At 48.5% G+C, this 19981-nt stretch carries 18 protein-coding genes and 1 pseudogene; 6 read left to right on the top strand and 13 right to left on the bottom strand.

The features are described from left to right. Positions 1–8: 8 nt before the first annotated feature. The 3 genes from ACEW9I_RS21630 to ACEW9I_RS21620 form a co-directional block, all read right to left on the bottom strand. Complete coding sequence (locus tag ACEW9I_RS21630) at positions 9–1331, bottom strand: hemolysin family protein (protein WP_373542392.1); 1323 nt, start codon at positions 1329–1331, stop codon at positions 9–11. Between the two features lie 72 nt (positions 1332–1403). Next, the gene (locus tag ACEW9I_RS21625; RefSeq protein ID WP_373542391.1) at positions 1404–2192 is read right to left on the bottom strand and encodes a WecB/TagA/CpsF family glycosyltransferase; all 789 of its coding nucleotides are present in this window, start codon (positions 2190–2192) and stop codon (positions 1404–1406) included. Positions 2193–2210: 18 nt separating this feature from the next. Continuing rightward, the gene (locus ACEW9I_RS21620; protein WP_373542390.1) at positions 2211–2471 is read right to left on the bottom strand and encodes a hypothetical protein; all 261 of its coding nucleotides are present in this window, start codon (positions 2469–2471) and stop codon (positions 2211–2213) included. A 119-nt stretch (positions 2472–2590) separates the two neighbouring features. Here ACEW9I_RS21620 and ACEW9I_RS21615 point away from each other — a divergent pair, with 119 nt between their 5' ends. The 4 genes from ACEW9I_RS21615 (at position 2591) to ACEW9I_RS21600 (ending at position 9284) form a co-directional block, all read left to right on the top strand. After that, positions 2591–3856, top strand: coding sequence for an inorganic phosphate transporter (locus ACEW9I_RS21615; RefSeq protein ID WP_373542389.1), 1266 nt, complete (start codon positions 2591–2593; stop codon positions 3854–3856). A gap of 354 nt (positions 3857–4210) precedes the next feature. Further along, positions 4211–4939, top strand: coding sequence for a PspA/IM30 family protein (locus tag ACEW9I_RS21610; protein WP_373542388.1), 729 nt, complete (start codon positions 4211–4213; stop codon positions 4937–4939). A gap of 174 nt (positions 4940–5113) precedes the next feature. Continuing rightward, complete coding sequence (locus ACEW9I_RS21605) at positions 5114–6043, top strand: phosphate ABC transporter substrate-binding protein (RefSeq protein WP_373542387.1); 930 nt, start codon at positions 5114–5116, stop codon at positions 6041–6043. A 427-nt stretch (positions 6044–6470) separates the two neighbouring features. After that, complete coding sequence (locus tag ACEW9I_RS21600; protein ID WP_373542386.1) at positions 6471–9284, top strand: cation-translocating P-type ATPase; 2814 nt, start codon at positions 6471–6473, stop codon at positions 9282–9284. A 6-nt stretch (positions 9285–9290) separates the two neighbouring features. Here the strand turns inward: ACEW9I_RS21600 and ACEW9I_RS21595 are convergent, their stop codons facing one another. The 4 genes from ACEW9I_RS21595 to ACEW9I_RS21580 form a co-directional block, all read right to left on the bottom strand. Then, the gene (locus ACEW9I_RS21595) at positions 9291–9821 is read right to left on the bottom strand and encodes a hypothetical protein (protein ID WP_373542385.1); all 531 of its coding nucleotides are present in this window, start codon (positions 9819–9821) and stop codon (positions 9291–9293) included. 52 nt (positions 9822–9873) lie between these two features. Further along, complete coding sequence (locus ACEW9I_RS21590; RefSeq protein ID WP_373542384.1) at positions 9874–10251, bottom strand: hypothetical protein; 378 nt, start codon at positions 10249–10251, stop codon at positions 9874–9876. A 126-nt stretch (positions 10252–10377) separates the two neighbouring features. Then, entirely contained in the window at positions 10378–10752 is a 375-nt protein-coding gene (locus ACEW9I_RS21585) for a clan AA aspartic protease (protein WP_373542383.1), read from the bottom strand. Continuing rightward, a complete protein-coding gene (locus ACEW9I_RS21580; RefSeq protein WP_373542382.1) occupies positions 10749–11024 on the bottom strand; it encodes a hypothetical protein in 276 nt (91 codons plus the stop codon). Before ACEW9I_RS21580 ends, ACEW9I_RS21585 begins: the two co-directional genes overlap by 4 nt. A 49-nt stretch (positions 11025–11073) precedes the next feature. Here ACEW9I_RS21580 and ACEW9I_RS21575 point away from each other — a divergent pair. Beyond that, positions 11074–11424 (top strand): annotated as a pseudogene (locus ACEW9I_RS21575) (cation transporting ATPase C-terminal domain-containing protein); the annotation flags it as partial. A gap of 259 nt (positions 11425–11683) precedes the next feature. Here ACEW9I_RS21575 and ACEW9I_RS21570 read toward each other — a convergent pair. The 6 genes from ACEW9I_RS21570 to ACEW9I_RS21545 all read right to left on the bottom strand — a co-directional run bounded on the left by ACEW9I_RS21570 (position 11684) and on the right by ACEW9I_RS21545 (position 18065). After that, entirely contained in the window at positions 11684–12688 is a 1005-nt protein-coding gene (locus ACEW9I_RS21570; protein WP_373542381.1) for an isochorismatase, read from the bottom strand. An 82-nt stretch (positions 12689–12770) separates the two neighbouring features. After that, on the bottom strand, positions 12771–14036 hold the full coding sequence (locus ACEW9I_RS21565) for an ABC transporter ATP-binding protein (RefSeq protein ID WP_373542380.1): 1266 nt from the start codon (positions 14034–14036) through the stop codon (positions 12771–12773). A 113-nt stretch (positions 14037–14149) separates the two neighbouring features. Then, a complete protein-coding gene (gene glnT, locus ACEW9I_RS21560) occupies positions 14150–15460 on the bottom strand; it encodes a type III glutamate--ammonia ligase (RefSeq protein WP_373542379.1) in 1311 nt (436 codons plus the stop codon). A gap of 73 nt (positions 15461–15533) precedes the next feature. Next, on the bottom strand, positions 15534–16550 hold the full coding sequence (locus ACEW9I_RS21555) for an alpha/beta fold hydrolase (RefSeq protein ID WP_373542378.1): 1017 nt from the start codon (positions 16548–16550) through the stop codon (positions 15534–15536). Further along, on the bottom strand, positions 16547–17488 hold the full coding sequence (locus tag ACEW9I_RS21550) for a fatty acid desaturase family protein (protein WP_373542401.1): 942 nt from the start codon (positions 17486–17488) through the stop codon (positions 16547–16549). Before ACEW9I_RS21550 ends, ACEW9I_RS21555 begins: the two co-directional genes overlap by 4 nt. Positions 17489–17756: 268 nt before the next feature. After that, positions 17757–18065: a hypothetical protein gene (locus ACEW9I_RS21545; protein WP_373542377.1), complete on the bottom strand. Its 309-nt coding sequence runs from the start codon at positions 18063–18065 to the stop codon at positions 17757–17759. A 296-nt stretch (positions 18066–18361) separates the two neighbouring features. Here ACEW9I_RS21545 and ACEW9I_RS21540 point away from each other — a divergent pair, with 296 nt between their 5' ends. Continuing rightward, complete coding sequence (locus tag ACEW9I_RS21540; protein ID WP_373542376.1) at positions 18362–19846, top strand: TldD/PmbA family protein; 1485 nt, start codon at positions 18362–18364, stop codon at positions 19844–19846. Positions 19847–19981 lie beyond the last annotated feature (135 nt).

Below are 19981 nucleotides of genomic sequence, written 5' to 3'. Positions count from 1 at the left end.
GCCTGTGCCTAATTGCGATCGGCTTCGGCTTGTTCTTCTAGAGTTTCAGTTAGTTCGACCAATACTTTATCGACTCTTTTGCCATCCATATCGATGATTTCAAATCTGAGTTGCCGCCATTCAAAATATTCTCCAGAAATGGGAATCTTGCCGAGCTGCATGATCGCAAATCCTCCCAGCGTGTGGTAATTACCGCGATCGATCGCATTTTCAGGGATATCAAATTGTTCTAGCAATTCCTCGATCGACAACATCCCATCCAGCAACCACGAACCATCCTCACGCTGAATAATTTGGGGTTCTTCGGGAACTTCATTAAAGTCGGTAATATCGCCAAAAATCTCCTCAAACATATCGTGCATCGTCACCAAACCCTGAATTACCCCATATTCATCTACCACCATCGCAATATGGGTGCCAAATTTCTTAAATTGCTCCAGCACTTTCAACCCACGCGTACTTTCGGGGATAAATAATGGTTGGCTCAGGGATGCCGTCAGGTTGATTTCCTCGCCTTTGAGCGTTTGAGAGAGTAAGTCAGCTACATGAATGACGCCCAAAACGCGATCGAGTTCGCCTTCACAGACTGGTAGCCGCGAATAATCACTATTGATAATTTTGTCACGAGTAATAGCGATGCGATCGTTGATATCAATCCAAGTAATATCTGGGCGGGGGGTCATCAGCGCACCAATTTTGAGATCGCCTAAACTCAGTACTCCTTGTACCATATCTTGCTCGGACTCCTCAAACATTCCGGTTTCAGTACCCTGCTCGATCATCACTTTAATCTCTTCTTCTGTCACCTCTGGCTCCTCAGAAGGTGTGATACCCAATAATTTGATAATGAAACTGGTCGAGCCACTCAAAGCAAAGATCAGTGGTGTCGATACCCGCGCGATAAAATTAATCGGGATGGCGAGAAAACTGGCAATTTTTTCAGGACTATTTAAGGCTAATTGTTTGGGTACTAACTCACCAATCACGAGTGTAAGATACGTAATCATCGCGATCGCCAGGATCGAAGCGATCGGTTTGCTATACTCAGCAGGCAGTTGTCCGAATAGCGGTGTTAGCAATCTGGAGACTGCACTCTCACCCCGAGCACCTGACAAAATCCCCATCAGGGTGATCCCAACTTGAACTGTCGGTAAAAATCGATGAGGAGTAAGTGCCAAGTTGAGAGCGATTGCAGCACGACGATCTCCTTGATTTGCTGACTGTTGCAATCGGACTTTTCGGGCTGAGATGATTGCCATCTCTGACATCACAAATATACCGTTGACTAAGATCAGGACGAAAACTAACGCTAATTCCGCAGTTAGGGACATGAAACCAAGAATGAAGGATTGTCTGAAATACTGTCTCTAGTGTAGCTGCTTGGCGGCTGGTCGCTCGGCTAGTTAGTGCCGACCCGCGCTGATGCGCTCGGCGATAGCGAGGATCGCAAATTTCGGTAAGGCTAGCGCGCGCCGCCACCGACTGGGTTCTTGGACGATCCGATACAACCATTCTAGATCGAGATTGCGGATGTATTGTGGGGCGCGATTTTTGACGCCAGACCAGACATCAAAACTACCACCCACACCAATCCAGATTGCCTGGGGACACAGATGAAAATTATCCCTGATCCAAATTTCTTGGCGGGGCATTCCCAGTGCTACTAGGATGATTTTTGGCTGAGTCGTCTGAATTTGGAGCAACAATTTGGCTTGCTGTTCGGTGTCGAGATAGCCATGCTCGATCCCGACGATCTTGAGATTGGGTAGTTTAGCTTGCCAATTTTGAGCGGCGCGCTGGACGATCTGGGGCTGACCTCCATAGAAAAAAACTGGATAGTTGGACTCTGGCTGCGCCGCCAAGCGCAGTAAATCTTCGCCTAGATCGATCCCCGCATAGCGCGGTTGCTCGACACCGTGCAATCGCAATGCCATGATAATCCCCGATCCGTCTGGAGTCACCAGATCGGCTCGATCGATAATCGTCGCTAATTCAGTGTCATGACTAGCTTGGATGATTATTTCGGCATTCATCGTCACCACATGGGTACCAATCCCACGCTGCAATCTGTCGATCAGCCACGGTGTATATTCCGTCGCTAGATGCACTGGGCGATCCAAAATCTTGAATTGTGGCAAAGGCTCGGAGGTGCGGAGCATGGCATCAGTAGAGTCGTTTAAGGATGTGTTCATCGTTGAGTTGTGGTCGAGCTATTGAATATCATTGAGTTGGGCGAGCAACCACTCATCTACTGGTTGACCATCTTGACGCTGTAGCTCGATCGCGATCGCCATCACAGCTCTAGAACCCACAGGTGCAGGTTGTCTATTAAAGATAATATTGTAATCGGCCGGATTTTCATTGCGCTGCTTGAGCCAGTCCTCTACTTTAGTTTTAGCAAATAAAGATTGACCGCTCTCGTACATCCGATTAATTTGGAGTTGAATACTATGAGGATTGTGCTGTGCCATTTGACTGATGCGCTAGGGGCTAGAAACAAGGTGACGCAGATCGTGGCTGCTAATGCTACCACTGCACTAAAATCAAACCACATTTCATCACCTAATTTTACCCATTCTCACACCGAGCGATGATATTTATTGGATTTGTTTGCTGTTTGGCTCTTTATGTTGCCTGTAATCTGGGTGCCAATGATGTTGCCAACTCGATGGGGACTTCGGTTGGCTCGAAAGCGATTACGCTCAAACAAGCGATCGTCATTGCTGGTGTCTTAGAATTTACAGGTGCGGTCTTATTTGGGCGACAGGTATCCTCGACTTTAGCCGTGAGTATCGCCAATCCCGATTTATTTGTCAGTCAACCACAAACACTGTTGCTGGGAATGGTGGCGGTATTGATGAGCTGTGGGCTGTGGTTGCAGATTGCCACTACCAAAAATTTGCCAGTGGCGTCTTCTCATGCGGTGGTTGGCGCGATCGCGGGCTTTAGTTGGGTCGCGGCAGGATCGAGCGCGGTAGAATGGTCGTCACTGGGCACCATTTCGCTGGCATGGATCGTCACGCCAGTGCTGAGTGGAACGGTAGCTGCGGGCTTGTATTTACTGATTAAACGCTGGATTCTGGAGCAAGCGCAGCCGCTAGTGCAGCTTGATACCTGGATGCCCTGGTTGTCACTGATTTTAGTTGGGGTATTTGGGATCGTCGTGTTACCGACTGTTGTCGCATCTTTGCCGTCAGACTTTTTACCAACTGTGCCCCGCCATGATTTTTCACTAGGATTGGGGGGGATAGCTGCACTCGCGATTACGGTGGTAGGCTGGCGGCGGCTGAGAGCGGAACCCCTCACCGTCAACTCAGCCGAAATCCAAGTAGTCGTCGAGCGGCAATTGGCGAGATTTCAATTATTGAGTGCTTGCTGTGTCGCTTTCGCACATGGCTCTAATGATGTGGGAAATGCGATCGCGCCGCTAGCCACCATCTTGTATATTCAAAGTACTGGCACTGTCCCGCAATCTAGTTTGGAGATCCCCCTGTGGGTGCTCATCCTTGGCGGCGTGGGGATTGTCACGGGTTTAGCCATTTGGGGCAAACAAGTCATCACCACGATTGGCGAAGGGATTATCAAGCTCGAACCGAGCAGCGGATTTGCCGCCGAACTCGCCACCGCAGCCACGATTTTGATTGCTTCGAGTCAGGGGATACCCGTCTCGACTTCCCACGCTCTAGTCGGTGCTGTGGTGGGCGTAGGTGCGGTCAAAAATTGGCGATCGCTCAGTCTCGATACCCTCAAATCGATCGCTCTCGCTTGGATTGTCACAATTCCGATCGCGACGGCTCTAAGTGCAGCGATCTTCATCCTCCTGAGATACTTTTTTGGCAACTCTCTCCCCACCTGATTGACGAGTTGTTCCAGAAAACTATAGCAGTCCTAAATCAGATCCTTATGTGTTGACACTGGTGCGTTACGGCTCTATTGTCTTGATTCGCTAAACCCTCGGCAAAGCTGAGGAGCGCGAATCGCTGTCTTGATTCGCTAAACCCTCGGCAAAGCCGAGGAGCGCGAATCGCTGTCTTGCTAAACCGTCGGGGAACAAAGGCGAGCGCAAGCCGCTGAAGCCTAACACATCCACCATCCACCATCCACCATCCACCATCCACTAGACCTCGAACACACGCTACAAATCTGTAAGTTGTTGCCCTGACCTGCGCTATAATCGGGCTAAACCCACTCAGCTTCTAACTCCAGACTGATGAAAGGTCAAAACTTTGTGAACTGGTTGATGGGCGATCGAGCCGGAAAAGTCGTCATCAATGTCTGGGATTGGTTGTGGGGCAAAACACCCCCAGTCGCGCTGCCGCCCAGTCAAGCGGACACCTTGGCGATCGCCGAGCGCGCTCTGACTCAGATGTCCCAGTCGGTTGCCAGTCTCTCAGCGGCGGTTGCCCAGCAAGCAGCTTCCTACCAGGATTTGCAAGCTCAATATGATACCAAGATCCAAGAGATCCGAGCCTTGGAGCAAGCAGCAGAGATCGCTGCTAACAAGGGGCGCGATCGCGATGCACGGCTGAGACTGGCACAAGTCATCCAACAGGAAACATTACTAGAGCAGCTCCATAGTCAAGTCGATCGCGCTGAAGCAGTCTTGATTAGTGCTCAAAATCGCCTCACTCAAGAACAGTTAGAAGTCGCACGTTACCGCACCGAAATTCAGAACACTCGGGATCTATCCCGTGTCAATCTTGCATTGCAGGAGATTGCCCGTGCGAATGATGAATTCGACGGTGGTTCCGCCAAGTCTACCTTGGACAATGCCCAACTCCAAGCCACCGAATATGAAATGCAGCAGAAGCTAGTTGCAGATATTTCGCTCAATCGATCGACACTAATCGATGAAGATAATGATGCCCAACTTCAAGCCAAAGTCAATGAGCGACTGGCAAAGTTGAAGCAGCATAACTCTCAGTTACCACCCAATTAAACCAATATTTCGTAGTGTTAGTTAGTAAGGCGGGAACTGCTACTAGGCGAGTGACCCAACCAATCCATCCTTCAGGTTTCAGGCATAATCTAGCTTCCAAATAATTATATCTACCTACTTATTTAGTGTTACTCGCCGCTCTGTTCGATCCTTCATATTCAATGATGACATTTTATGAGTAGTTCCAAAAAAAGTCCGCCCCCCATTGTTTATATCGCTGGAGCATTGGCTCTAGCAGGCGGAGGCTACGCTCTCTACAATCAATTCACTAGTAATAATAATTCGCCCGCACCGATCGTCAGTCCTGGCAATAGTAGCGATAGCGATCGTCAAAACTCACCACCCAAGGTAGCATTTGAGACACCGAATGCAGTTCCGGCGGGTACGATCCTCAAGATTGGGGGTTCCACCAGCTTGGCACAAGTTAATCAGGCTCTCAAAATCGCCTTCGAGAAAAAATTTCCAGGCGTTCGTGCGATCCCTCAAGCATCGAGTTCCAGTCAAGGCTTGACCGATCTCGCTGCGGGGTCGATCGATCTGACGGGGATCTCGCGCACACTGACGGCTGCCGAACAAAGTCAAGGCTTAGTCTCAGTGCCAATTGTCAGTCAAGACAAAATCGCGATCGTCGTTGGTAACAATAACGCTCTCCGTACGGGTTTGACCGCCGACCAAATCACTAAAATATTTACTGGTGAAGTGAATAACTGGTCGCAAGTCGGTGGGAAATCTCTACCCATTCGACCGATTTTACGACCCGCCAATAGTGGCACCCACCAATCTTTTCAAGAGATCGGATTGAAGGGCAAAAGCTTTGGTGCTGGCGGTAACTTCCAGGTCTTGGCGCGAGACGCGACGACGCCACTGCTGCAAGCTCTGGGTGCTGACGGTATCGGCTATGCGACGCTTGCTCAGGTTGCCAAACAGTCCACAGTCCGCGCGATCGCCATCGACGGGATCGCACCCGAAGCCGCCAACTATCCCTACCAACGCCCGCTATCCTACGTGTATAAAGGGCAACCCAGCGATGCCGTCAAGGCATTTTTGGGATTCGCCACATCCAGCGCAGGTCAACAAGCGATCGATCTTCAAGCTCAGAATTAGTAACATCGATGTGAAGTACCCCAGCGCACTATCCATCCCTACCCCGCACAGCACGAGGGTAGGGACTTCCGCTGAGTTAGTACCACAGATCTTTACCCCACCCAGCGACTCGCTAAACCCGAAACTTGTCCGTCACCAATTTCCACAATTCTGCGACAACCATCAGCGCGATCGCTTGGCGCAATGGTTGCTCATCTTACTATTGTGGTAGAAACTCGAACTGACCGAGTGCTATGGCAACAATATTAATTCTTCACATCGCAACTAGCCTTGATGGATATATTGAAAAACTAGATGGATTAATTTGGTTGAATCGAAATCGAGTTCATCGGGAACGGTAGAGCTTCACTATCAAAATATAAAGTCAATTGAGTAGTATTTCCCAATTATCGGTCAAATATACCAATCTACCTTTACTTCTTTTCCTATGCCTTCACCACAGCATCGTCACGCTTCGAGCCAACGGCAAATAATGGCAAATGTAGATCCGTCTTGGCATACACTGACTATTACTCAGGCGTTAGCACAACTAGATACAGACGACAAAACAGGGTTAACCGATCGACAGATAATCGATCGACAACAAGAATTTGGCACGAATGAACTGGTTGCAGCGGCTAGTCGCCAATGGTGGCAGATTTTACTCGACCAATTTACCAATGTCATGTTGGTAATGTTGATCTTTGTGGCGATCGTATCGGGAATTTTCGATTTTATCGAACTTCAGGCGGGAAAAACGATTGGATTGCCGTATAAAGATACGATCGCCATTCTATCGATCGTCATCCTCAATGGGATTTTGGGTTATGTCCAAGAAAGTCGCGCCGAACAAGCATTAGCCGCCCTCAAACAGATGTCTGCACCCAAGGTGAGGGTATTGCGCGATCGTAAGATTGGTGAAATTGATGGGCGGGAGTTGGTACCTGGAGACGTAATTCAGATCGAAGCTGGTAATCAACTCGCCGCAGATGCGCGTCTACTTGAGGCGGTACAACTCCAAATCCGAGAATCCGCGCTGACAGGGGAAGCCACGGCTAGTAGTAAAACCGCCGAGACTGAATTAGCCGCCAATACACCTTTAGGCGATCGCCTTAACCTAGTCTATCAGGGAACTGAAATCACCACTGGGCGCGGTGTTGCCATTGTCACCGCCACGGGGATGAATACCGAACTCGGCAAAATCGCCGCGCTATTGCAAGGTGTCGAAAGTCAGCCGACTCCACTCCAACAGAAATTAACACAGCTTGGCAATGTGTTGGTGATGGGTGCATTGGTAATTGTCGCGCTCACAATTGGCGGGGGGATGTTGCCCGATTTGCTCCGAGGTTCTTTCAATCTGGATACCTTCACAGGATTAGTCAAAACATCTCTGAGTGTCGCCGTAGCAGTCGTACCCGAAGGATTACCCGCCGTCATTACCGTCACCCTCGCGATGGGTACCCAGCGGATGGTAAAACGCCAAGCCCTCATCCGCAAACTCGCGGCGGTGGAGACGCTCGGCGGGGTGACGATTATTTGTTCTGACAAAACAGGTACCCTCACCCAAAATAAAATGGTGGTGCAGCAAGTGGCTACCTTAACGGCTGAATATCAAATTAGCGGCGAGGGCTACATTCCCAACGGCGATTTTCAACTCCATGGTAAATCGATCGAGCCACTCGCAGATCCGGCTCTAAAAGGTTTACTCTGGGGCTGCGCTCTCTGCAATGATGCGGTGTTGCAGTATACCGATAATCAGTGGCAAATTTTGGGAGATCCGACGGAGGGATCCCTATTAGCACTTGCCCGTAAAGCTGGAATTGACGCAACGTCTCAGAGTTATCCGCGCGTTCAGGAATATCCATTTGATAGCGACAGGCAACGGATGAGCGTCATCTGCGAACAAGCCCCATATTACCTACTATTCGCCAAAGGATCGCCAGAATCAATCCTCGATCGATCCACCCATACTCTCGTCGCAGATCGGTATGTCCAATTAACTGAGATCGATCGACAAACCATCCGCACCCAAAATACCCAGCTAGCGAGTCAAGGGCTAAGAGTCTTGGGTTTCGGCTATCGGTATTTCCCCCACCTTCCTGACGCAGATAGCGCGGAATCAGAACTAATTTGGGTCGGTTTAGTCGGGATGCTCGATGCCCCCCGCCCCGAAGTTCGTGCTGCTGTTGATACCTGCAAAACTGCCGGAATTCGGACGATGATGATTACAGGCGATCATCCTCTGACTGCGATGGCGATTGGCACCGATTTGGGCATCACTCAAACCGATAGCCAAGTCGTGAGCGGGAATGAAATTGCCCAGATGGATGAGGCAACTTTGGTACAAACAATTAGTAGAGTCAGCGTCTATGCCCGTGTCGCCCCCGAACACAAATTACGCATCGTCAAAGCCTTACAACAACAGGGTGAATTAGTGGCCATGACAGGAGATGGGGTGAATGATGCCCCTGCATTGAAACAGGCAGATATCGGCGTAGCAATGGGGATTACTGGTACTGATGTCAGTAAAGAAGCCAGCGATATGGTGCTATTAGATGATAATTTTAATTCGATCGTCGCCGCAGTTGAGGAAGGGCGGATTGTCTACACCAATATTCGCAGATTTATTAAATATATCCTCGGTAGCAATGTCGGTGAAATCCTCGCCATCGCCGCCGCTCCGCTAATTGGGCTGGGTGGTGTACCGCTCTCCCCGCTCCAAATCCTGTGGATGAATCTCGTCACCGATGGGATTCCCGCTGTTGCGCTTGCCTTGGAACCAGGGGAACCGGATGTGATGCAGCGTCCACCTTTTCAGCCCAGTGAAAGTATATTTGCTAGAGGTTTGGGTGGATATATTATCAGGATTGGACTAGTTTTTGGAATTGTGACGATCGGGTTGATGAAATGGGCATTCGATCGCACCCATGCTGTCGATTATCATGGCGATCCCGATACCTGGAAAACGATCGTCTTTACCACCCTCTGTATCGCTCAAATGGGTCATGCTTTAGCTGTGCGCTCTGTGAATAAACTCGTTATCGAAATTAATCCATTTAGTAATCCACTGTTATTGTGGGCGATTCTGGGCACGATTCTATTGCAGTTGGCGGTGGTTTATCTTGCTCCATTGCGATCGTTTTTTGGCACCCATCCTTTGAGTTTATTTGAACTGGGGGTCTGCTTTGGTTGTAGCTTGCTGATATTTATCTGGATTGAAGGGGAAAAGTTATTTGTGCGGTGGTTTTGTTCTAAAGGTTGAGATTAGTCAAAAGCTAAATGCGACGGCCGCATCACCAGATTCAACGACTTTTAGCCCTTCAAATTGAACGCCTGCACCATGTTCAGTTTCCCAATTACAGCCAAGCTCGATACCAAAGATTGGCTCTCCAGCAGCAGTCATGCCTCCAATATGGAGTGCTACCAAGCCACATAGGGGGGCGAGATTATCTGGATTTTCAATCTTGGGGACAACATCATCTGGATCTTCGTCAATCAGGCATTCAATTACCAGATCGCGCATTTCCCAATATTGCTCGACGAGAGCGGCGAATAGCATAGGTCTGATATAAGCATCATGCTCAATCACCCATAAGATTGCAGTTTGAAAGACTTTCGGATCGAGAGATTTATCAGAAGCAGCGTGAGTGTCTCCGGTTGAAGCACCAGGTTCAGAAACAGATCCATAAGGGCCATTTACAATCTGCATCCCAGCGAAGGCAGGTAATCGAATACTCGACAAATGACGGTACTCATCATCGATATATTCTGGAAAAGTCGGTGCGTTAACGTTATACATGTGGTGGATGGCTATTGAAACATTTTGCAAGATCGAGTTAATTCAGTTAGATTTATCTTATTTCCAATGGTGAATTGCCGGACTGCTCCTGTTTCACTTTGTCAAGATATTGTTTTTCTTCCATTTCCTGATTGATAATCTGTTCTGAATCTAATCCTGTAGCCTGATTAGTAATACCTTTTTGCGCTAGTTTGTAGATAAGTACTTTCTCTTTCCAATCTTCTGAGCTGTTATTAATTCCAATATAAAGACGACTACATTTAAAACAGTGCCAGACTTCCTCAGCCCCAGAATCTTCCCAGTGCTCAGGCCACATATCAATTTTTGTATTGTTATCAGCTTCTTTGTCAACAAGATTCTGTAACTTTTCTTGAGCATGAGAACTAAGTAGCAGATGTTCGATCTTGCCTGGAAATACGATGTTGTGCATTACATACCCACAGATACATTTCAGATACATTAGCTCTTACCTTCGCTTTACTGCTACACTACCTTTATCTAAGTTTCAGGCATTAATTGGTGGTATAAATATCTATGCCTACCTACTTACTAGATTTTATTCGATCGATAATGCTTCGATCGTGACAGAACCACCTTCTATTGCCTGAATTTGTAAATCATACCCTCGCAGTAGCTGCATCCCAATCAACGGAACTATTTCTGATTCATTGATATAAATCTCACGGTACTGACCGTCCCAAATCACAAGCCCAATATAAACTTCAAATGTGCAAAAAGTCCCATCACCTAATGTCGCAGTATCCCGACCTTCCCACCTAAACCCCAACGTTGAAATCATGTCAGATGGCAAGGTAATAAATCCTGAAAAACCTGTATCAATTACAGTGTCTACCATCTGAGTTATCTCATTGTTTTTGACCGCAATCGCCAACGTCGCTTCGCACCTTTGATTCACACGACCTTGCATCATGGCTTTGTTCTCAAACTCCGCGATCCAAAACGATCGACGGCTGAATGACCAATACGAACGAACCAAGTCTGAGCATCGGGCACTCTTTCACAGAGCCGTTTTGATGCCGTCAACAAATCATCTGCTACCTCAAAGGTTCCGGTTTCAATGTCGATCGCGACAATTTTACCGTGATTCCCTTCTTCAACTTGCGATCGAATCTGTGACTCATAAAGCGCATCACCTCGTTGGGCAAACTCTTCCTTGCTATATCGGGGTTGTCGAATTGTCATCAATTTACTCTCTCTGTGCATTGACTTCTCCATTTTAGCTTGAAGAGTCGATCGCACCCACGCAGTCGGTTATCCTGGCGATCCCGATACCTGGAAAACGATCGTCTTTACCACCCTCTGTATCGCTCAAATGGGTCATGCTTTAGCTGTACGCTCTGTGAATAAACTGGTTATCGAAATTAATCCATTTAGCAATCCACTATTGTTGTGGGCGATTTTGGGTACGATTCTATTGCAGTTGGCTGTGGTTTATCTTGCTCCATTGCGATCGTTTTTTGGCACCCATCCCTTGAGCTTATTTGAATTGGGAGTCTGTTTTGGTTGTAGCTTATTAATATTTGTCTGGATTGAAGGGGAAAAGTTATTTGTGCGGTGGTTTCTTGCTAAAAATCGACCGTAGCAAACGATCGATCGGATGACCAATATTTACATATAACTATTCATTATACGGAAACTTTCCGCCTATCCTCTGAAAATTGGGATGGTATCCAGAAACATATCGGCATAAAGCCCGATGCTTCGTCGAGACTTTCTAGATATCATCCTAAATTGGGATAATATCCAGAACTAAAATTTTGACGACGGAGCCACCACCAAAAAGCTCATAAACCGAGCTGTAGGTTGGGTTTCGCTCCGCTCTATCCAACCTTCTAGGTCTATTACAAAAACAGTCGATCGTCTGTTGATTTGACGATATTCATCTCCGCATCTGCAAACCGCTGATATGCAGCATCAGCCTGAGCAGTATAATCAACCACTCCAGGTATCACCACTGGCGAAGTACAATCTACCAATAAATATACTTTCCGTGCCAATTGCGGATCGATCGCCTGAATTTCTGTCAATAGATCGTTCACCGTCCAAGCCACACAATGACTCTGCGCTTGTCCGGCGATAATTAACTTATCTGCTGCTAATAAACGTTTAATCAAACTATCATTTTTACCCGCAATGATTTCCCCTGCTTGGTTTGTAAAAACCTCTGGAGCTACCGCCGAATAATTTTCGGTTAAGGTGCGATCGCCCTTGATCTCGAAACTCGCTTGACTGGCTCGTGCTATCCCATGAAAAAAGATCGCTTCTTCCACCGCTGGGACTAAAGCATGACCGATACCGCCGAGGATGGCGTGATACGGCCAGATCGTGAGGGGATATCTGCCACCGTCGCTCAACTGCTGCACGTAGTGCGAGGCGTATGCCTGGAGCTGTTCGGGATCTTCGCTATCAAAGTTGGGATTGACGCGCCATTTGCCCGATCGCACATCGGCTGGCTCGATCGTCACTGCTGGCAGCGGATGTTCGTCCAGCTCATCGATCCAAAAACTCGGATGGAAAATTTGGTGCAGATGATGGGTATCCATCGTGACAATGATTTGGTCGATTTTACCTAAATTACGATAGATAAATTTACATAGGCGCACATTATCATCGATCGCCCCCCGACCACTACCACCCCCGACAAACAGCTCGAAGTCCGGCAAGCAGAAGGTATTCTGGACATCGATGAGCAATAACTGCACATTGCTCTGTCCGCGCGATGTGGGTTGAAGCTGATGTTGCTGTGCCCATGACTTGGCGGCGATCGATCGCTCTTGATAGGGGACGCGCCAGATCTCCCCAACTCTGGCTGGCTGGAAGTGCTGGGGTATCGGCAACTGGGTCATATATGGTTTATATTAAACTAAGTAATAAAACTATTATAGTGATTATTACCATATATATCAACCCATCAATAACTGTCAAATATTAACTATCGACCTCTACCCTCAGTGCCAAACCACTATCTCGATCGAATAGATGAACTTTATCAGCAGCTACTGACAGCCAGACTTCCTCACCCACCGTAACTAATTTATCTGGTGAAACTCGAACTTGGAGTACCAGCTCGGGTTGCTCTAATTCCTGAATTTTGACAGCAATATAAGTATCATTGCCCAAGGCTTCAACTGCTTCGACAACGCCATGAAAGTTCTTGGTTGCAGGTAAGCCGATCGTGAGATGTTCGGGGCGAATTCCCATTAATAACGATTGATTCGCGGACTCATTGAGGAGCGGTTCCCATTCTTCAGGAAGTGTCACCCGAAATTGATTATTGCCGATCGAGAGTGGTAATTTGACTTGAACCGGAATCAAATTCATCGGCGGCGAACCGATAAATTGGGCGACAAAAATATTGGCAGGATGGTTGTATATTTCGAGCGGGGTTGCTACTTGTTGAATTTGACCGCGATCCATTACGGCAATGCGATCGCCCATCGTCATCGCCTCAGTTTGATCGTGGGTGACATAGATCGTGGTTGTGCCCAATTGCCGCTGCAATTTGACGATTTGGGTACGAGTTTCCGCGCGCAATTTGGCATCAAGATTGGATAATGGTTCGTCCATCAGGAAGACTTGGGCGTCGCGAGCGATCGCGCGACCCAGTGCTACGCGCTGCTTCTGCCCACCAGAGAGTTGCTTGGGAAACCGATTTAGTAGCCCCTCGATTTGGAGCATTTCGGCGACTTGATGCACTTTTTTAGCAATTAGTTTTTCCCGTGCGGAAATATAGCGCAAACCGCGAGGAAATCCGCGACTGATTTCCACCAGGAAATTTTCCACCTCTGGAGCGATCCGCGTCGGATGTTTGGCTACATCTAGAGCGCGAAAAGACTGACTTCGCCGCAGTCCAAAGGCGATATTGTCGTATACCCGCATGTGTGGATAGAGCGCGTAACTCTGAAATACCATCGCGATATCACGTTCTTTGGGCGGTAACTCGTTGACTAACGTTTCGCCAATGATGATATTCCCCGCAGTAATCGTCTCCAGTCCCGCAATTAGCCGCAGCAGCGTACTCTTACCACAGCCAGATGCTCCCACTAGCACCATAAATTCACCTTTGTTTACGGTCAAGTTTATCCGGCGGAGAACACTGTCTGGAATGGTGAGATCTGTCGTTCCGGCAATACTTTTACTCTGAGCAGTCGGAGGATAGCTTTTATAGATATTTTCAAGAAGAACTTGTGCCACGGTAGATTGCTGTCAATTACGTGAGAGTCTTTATCTTCCCACACTATCGCAAATAGCTCCTCGAATTGCGGAATAGCTACTTTAAAAGGGTCAAGAGAGGAAGGGTTGTCCTGCTAACAATCAAGCGTATGTTCTACTTCCCAGGTGCTAACTTGGGTACAATAGCCTTGCCATTCTTGGTACTTGAGCTTCAGATAAGCAGCAACAAAATCTGTGCCCAAACGTTGTGCCAATCGCTCGTCCTGTTCCAGATTTCGCAACGCGTCTAGCAAATTGCCAGGTAATTGTGGTACGGTTGCTGCTGGTAAGGGATCGGTGTAGTTATTATTGTGACACGGTGCGCCAGGATCGAGTTGGCGATCGATCCCATCGAGTCCTGCCGCAATCAATGCAGCAGGGAGTAGATAAGGATTGGCGGCACCATCAGCCAGTCGAAATTCAAACCGTCCCGCATCAGGAATCCGGATCGTGTGGGTGCGATTGTTGCCAGCATAACTGATGCCATTGGGCGACCAAGTTGCGCCGGAGGCGGTTGTGGGTGCATTCAGGCGTTTGTAGGAGTTGACGGCGGGATTTGTCAACGCACAGAGCGCAGGAGTGGCATTCAATACCCCACCGATAAATTGATAGCCCAATGTCGCAAGACCCAATTTTCCGGCTGGCTCGTCAAAGAGATTGACATTACCCGCCAGATTCCAGATCGAGAGGTGCGTGTGACAACCATTGCCCGTTAGGTGCATGAATGGTTTGGGCATAAAAGTCGCCCGCATCCCATGTTGTTCGGCGATCGATTTGACCATATATTTGAAGAAGGCATGACGATCGGCAGTCACCAAGGCATCAGCATACATCCAATTCATCTCAAACTGCCCATTGGCGTCCTCATGGTCGGTTTGATAGGCACCCCACCCCAGAGCCAGCATCGCATCGCAGATCTGGGCAATAATCTCGAACCGCCGCATCAAGGATTGTTGGTCGTAACAAGGCTTACGCGATCGATCTAGCTCATCAGCTACCCCTTCCCCATCCGCACTCAGCAAGAAATACTCGCATTCTACCCCCGTCTTCACCCGATAACCCATTGCCTCAGCCTGTGCTAGCACCCGCTTGAGCACTAAGCGCGGCGTTTGTGCCAATGGTTGACGATCGATCGTCAATACATCCGCTGGCAACCACGCTACATCTGGCTGCCAGGGAAGTTGAATCATCTGACTGGCATCGGGAATCGCCAAAATATCCGGATCGGCAGGCGTCATGTCCAACCAGGCGGCAAAACCCGCAAAACCCGCACCATCTACAGCCATCCGATCGATCGCCTGTGCTGGCACCATTTTGGCGCGTTGGGTACCAAATAGATCGGTGAAGGAAATCAAAAAATACCGAATCCCGCGATCGCGCGCAATGTCAGATAGCAGTACAGTCATGTTATCGCTAGCTCTCTAGTAATTTAGTTCGGTGAAAAGTCGATCGGTCAAATTACCATCGATCGCAAACAACTTAGTCGATCTGACTCGATAGCAGATCCTGCACCTGAGCGCAAATAAATGCCGCATCCGCTGGATTTTGATAAGGATTACCCGCGCGATGTCCCCAGATCGAGGGAATTGGGAGATATTTAGCCTTGGCAATCTGCGCCGCTTCAGCGGCACAATCTTCGGGTGTAAAATACAGATCGGTGTGGGAGGGCATCACTAAAGTTTGGGCTTGAATTGATGCCAATGCCCGATCGATATCGCCTTGATAAGTAGGATTATCGCTAATGTCACAATGCAGCCAGGTATCGAGCATGGCAATGAGATTGTGTGGATCGCGTTTGCGGTAGCTTTGCTCCCAACCACGCCATAGATAGTCATCGAGCGATTCATATCCGAGCTGGAGATACAACTGCTCCCGATAAAATGCCGGAGATGCTGCCCAACTTGCATATATTCTGGCAAATGTCCGAAAGCCTTGCACTGGCATCCCCTCAAACTGTTGTCCCGTCCAGGTGCGATCGGTTTTCAGTGCCGAACGCAAGCTTTCTAAAAAAATCCGATTGTGCTCGGTAGTTTTGGCAGTGCCGCAAATAGCCACAATTCGCAATACGCGATCGGGATATAGTGCCCCCCAGTGATAAGCTTGCTGTGCGCCCATCGACCAACCATAGATGAGGGCAAGCACTTCAATCCCAAATACTTGGGTCAACAACTGCGCTTGAGCGCGGACATTATCTACGTGTGTAAACCAAAAACTGGGTGTCAACTCACAAGCTGGATTGTTACTAGGCGATGTCGATAAACCATTCCCAAACATATTGGGGATGATAATGAACCACTGAGTTGGATCGAGGATGCCATCGGGACGAATCAGCCACTCAATATCGGTGTGCTGGGCACCATAAGAAGTCGGGTAGAGGATCGCATTCGAGCGATCCGCATTCAACACCCCGTAGGTTTGATAGACTAATTCAGCCTGGGGTAGTATTTTTCCACATTGCAGTTCAAAATTAGCCAATGTGAAAGTGCCAGCATTCACGACCATCGGGATTCGAGCTTGCTAATAATACCGAGATTGACCCGCACATAACCAGGATCGACTGTTCTAAAATGGCTCTTGAGTCGTTCGTGCGCCGCTGGCAGAGCGTGAAAGGGGATCGAGGGATGTAAATGGTGCTCGGCATGGAACGGCATATTCCACATCAGATAGCGCAGTGGTGCCCACGTTAGGGTGGTACGAGTGTTGGTCAATGAGTTGTCATCTAGCGTACAACCCGTATGTTCGGCGAGTAAGACAAAACGAAGTAGCGGTTGACCGACAGCCAATGGTAATAGCCAATACATGACAAACCACGGCTGAGCAAAGCCGATCGACACCCCAATCGCGATCGCGTATACTAGCAACTGCAATCTCGTCGAGCGAATTACCTCCGCGCTGGCTGGAGCGGGGATGTATGGGTATTCATCAAGGATACCTAGTGCGATCCGACTATGCCCGCGTAGTTTGCCCCACCACCACGGCAAACCAGTTAATTCTAAGCCATAGCGGTAGAGACTATCGGGAGTGCGATCGGTCAATTCAGGATCTTTGCCAGGGATGCGAGTATAGCGATGATGCCACTTGTGATAACGACGATAAAAGGTGCCGTTGTAAAAAGATAGTACCCCCGCCCACCAGGCGACAGCATCATTAACTTGATTGTTGGCAAAAGCCGTACGGTGACAGCATTCATGCATGGTGGCAAACATCGCTGCCAAGCTAAACCCATAGATAACCAAGCAAGGGATCGCCACTGGGTACATCGCCCATACATAACCACTAATCGCGATCGTTGCTAGGTGTCCGCCCAAGCGGAGTGAACCCTGGCGATTGGAGCGAGGATTGAAGCGGCTCAGTTCGGCTGCTGATAAGATGTGGTCGGGTGTGGGGATCTCAGATTCGATCCGTGCTGAGGATGCTAGTTGATGAGCTGTCATATCCGATCGAATTACTGGCACTAAGTTTAACGAGACATTGTCCACTAGATCGAGCGATCGGGTAGTAGTCAGCGATACGATTATTCGCAGCAACAAGTAGCAAAACAACAACCCGACAACATCCATGCTGGACGCGATCGGGCTGTCAAGAGTTAAGCCTCATCATTGATACATAGTTCGGGATTAGGTGCGGCTCGATCGCTAAAGTCACCAGCAGCTACATTTTACGGATCGAGGGTAGCGATCGAGCCAAAAGCTACCCCCAGCTTTATACGGTTGCAGGTTCGACTTTTTGGTTTCTGTGCTTGTTGGTGCTGCTGCTAGTCGTTTCGTTGACTTCGAGCGGTACGAACTCAATGTGATTGAGCAGGGTGGTGACGAAGGCAAATAGCAAGAAGGGTAAGGATAAAACTAAGATCAAGCCGACTGTCGCCATCGCATAGATTTGACGAGCGGCACTCCAGAGCGACAAAGCCGAAGCAAGACTGATGAAAATTACCATCAACCAGATGACAATCTGACCATAGATATCACTGAAGGTCAGGGTGCAGTTCATCCGATATTTCTGCTTGTCCATAAGTTTTTACCAGGATTATTTATATATATTTTCAGCATAAATCTTTTGGTGCGAGATGGTAAATTTTTCAATTAATCGATAAGAATTGTTATAGATGTTTACAGTTGCTAAGTTGCCCTGACAATCGTCAATCCGCACGATCGCTACTGTGGACAAAGTAGTAATTTTACCCAGATATCACCCAATTGTGAGCAGGCGCGATGCAATCCCGAAGTCGGGTAATCTCGACCGATCGCCCATGCCCACGCTCATCCGTGTTTGTTACAATCTAGATAAGCACCCCAGGAGAAGCTGACATGACTGTTTCGATCGATCCCAAAAGTTTTCTGCTATCCAAGCAACTACCAAATCTACACTATTCATCCACCGCGCATCGATTTGATGAAACCTGGGAAGCTCCACTGGCGACATTACTAGGTTTGGGACGAGCGGCGGGGGCTGATTTTGTCGAGTTTTTCTTAGAACGATCGAATTATATTAGCTGTCTGGCGGAAGACGATCGGATCACCAGTGTCTCGCCACGCCTCTCTACCGGGGCAGGCATCAGGGTATTTAAGGGTAAAACTGATTGCTATGTCAGCACCAATGACATCTCCTTTATGGGGCTAAAAGCAGCCTTGGAGAAAGCTTTGGGCAGTCTGTCATTGCACTTACCTGCACCAAATTCGTTTGTCCCCCAGATCAATCTCGAACTGTTGCGCGACTATGCCACCAGAAAGGGTAAAGATAGCTGGTTGACAGCGTGTAGCTCGATGCGGGAGATGGGCGAAGTGCTCCTCGCCGCCAATGGCAAACTCCAACAGACGGCGACACATATCAAATCGCGACGGGCTGGTTATTTTCGCGATTGGCAAGAAGTGCTAGTTGCCTCCAGTGATGGGACATTTGCCCGCGATATCCGGTTGACGCAATCTGTCGGCTACAACTTATTGTGCGCTGATGGTGACAATATCTCATCGATCGGGCAACGTGTCGGTGATACTAGCAATCCAGCATTTTTGACAACTTGGGACTATACCAGCACTGCTGAGGATATCTCCGCATCGGCGGCGAAGATGCTCTATGCTGACTTTGTAGAGTCGGGCACCTACCCGATTGTGATGGCAAATCAGTTTGGTGGAGTGATCTTCCATGAGGCTTGCGGACACTTACTCGAAACTACCCAAATCGAGCGGAATACGACGCCATTTGCCGAGATGAAGGGTCAGAAAATCGCCCATGAAAGCCTGACGGCGTGGGATGAAGGCTTGTCTGGCAATGCTTTTGGTACCATCGATATGGACGATGAAGGAATGCCAGCCCAACGCACCCTCCTGATCGAAAATGGCATCCTCAAGAATTTTATCGCCGATCGCGCTGGATCGGTTCGCACGGGACATCCCCGCACGGGTAGCGGACGCCGCAATAGCTATGCCTATGCAGCCGCCAGCCGGATGCGGAATACCTATATCGCCCCTGGAGAGTATCAAGTAGAGGATCTATTTAACTCGATCGAAAAAGGAATCTATTGTAAGAAAATGGGTGGCGGTAGCGTTGGTGCTACCGGACAATTTAATTTCTCGGTGGATGAAGCTTATCTGATTGAAAATGGCAAAATCACCAAACCGCTCAAAGGTGCAACGTTAATTGGTGAAGCCAAGGAAATCATGAACAAAATCTCGATGTGTTCGGCAGATCTGGGATTAGCTGCTGGTTTTTGCGGTTCGGTAAGTGGCAGCATCTATGTCACCGTCGGACAACCACATATCAAGGTTGATTCGATGACAGTTGGCGGACGTTGATTGAGTAATGAGCAATAAGTAATAAGTAATAAGTAATAAGTAATAAGATCCAAGATTCTGTAAGGTGGGCACTGCCCACCATCTAGATTTTAGGCGATCTCTATCTAATCAATATTTATGCCCACCTACTCATCC

The sequence above is a fragment of the Chamaesiphon sp. genome (genome assembly GCF_041738855.1).
Classification (GTDB): domain Bacteria; phylum Cyanobacteriota; class Cyanobacteriia; order Cyanobacteriales; family Chamaesiphonaceae; genus Chamaesiphon.
This window is presented reverse-complemented; position numbering and strand designations above follow the sequence as displayed.

Coding starts and splice junctions, on each gene's coding strand:
- ACEW9I_RS21600 (WP_373542386.1), top strand. CDS start 6,471: ATGCCTTCACCACAGCATCGTCACGCTTCGAGCCAACGGCAAATAATG.
- ACEW9I_RS21590 (WP_373542384.1), bottom strand. CDS start 10,251: ATGCACAACATCGTATTTCCAGGCAAGATCGAACATCTGCTACTTAGT.
- glnT (WP_373542379.1), bottom strand. CDS start 15,460: ATGACTGTACTGCTATCTGACATTGCGCGCGATCGCGGGATTCGGTAT.
- ACEW9I_RS21580 (WP_373542382.1), bottom strand. CDS start 11,024: ATGACAATTCGACAACCCCGATATAGCAAGGAAGAGTTTGCCCAACGA.
- ACEW9I_RS21570 (WP_373542381.1), bottom strand. CDS start 12,688: ATGACCCAGTTGCCGATACCCCAGCACTTCCAGCCAGCCAGAGTTGGG.
- ACEW9I_RS21545 (WP_373542377.1), bottom strand. CDS start 18,065: ATGGACAAGCAGAAATATCGGATGAACTGCACCCTGACCTTCAGTGAT.
- ACEW9I_RS21595 (WP_373542385.1), bottom strand. CDS start 9,821: ATGTATAACGTTAACGCACCGACTTTTCCAGAATATATCGATGATGAG.
- ACEW9I_RS21625 (WP_373542391.1), bottom strand. CDS start 2,192: ATGAACACATCCTTAAACGACTCTACTGATGCCATGCTCCGCACCTCC.
- ACEW9I_RS21610 (WP_373542388.1), top strand. CDS start 4,211: ATGAAAGGTCAAAACTTTGTGAACTGGTTGATGGGCGATCGAGCCGGA.
- ACEW9I_RS21615 (WP_373542389.1), top strand. CDS start 2,591: ATGATATTTATTGGATTTGTTTGCTGTTTGGCTCTTTATGTTGCCTGT.
- ACEW9I_RS21585 (WP_373542383.1), bottom strand. CDS start 10,752: ATGATGCAAGGTCGTGTGAATCAAAGGTGCGAAGCGACGTTGGCGATT.
- ACEW9I_RS21620 (WP_373542390.1), bottom strand. CDS start 2,471: ATGGCACAGCACAATCCTCATAGTATTCAACTCCAAATTAATCGGATG.
- ACEW9I_RS21540 (WP_373542376.1), top strand. CDS start 18,362: ATGACTGTTTCGATCGATCCCAAAAGTTTTCTGCTATCCAAGCAACTA.
- ACEW9I_RS21630 (WP_373542392.1), bottom strand. CDS start 1,331: ATGTCCCTAACTGCGGAATTAGCGTTAGTTTTCGTCCTGATCTTAGTC.
- ACEW9I_RS21550 (WP_373542401.1), bottom strand. CDS start 17,488: ATGACAGCTCATCAACTAGCATCCTCAGCACGGATCGAATCTGAGATC.
- ACEW9I_RS21605 (WP_373542387.1), top strand. CDS start 5,114: ATGAGTAGTTCCAAAAAAAGTCCGCCCCCCATTGTTTATATCGCTGGA.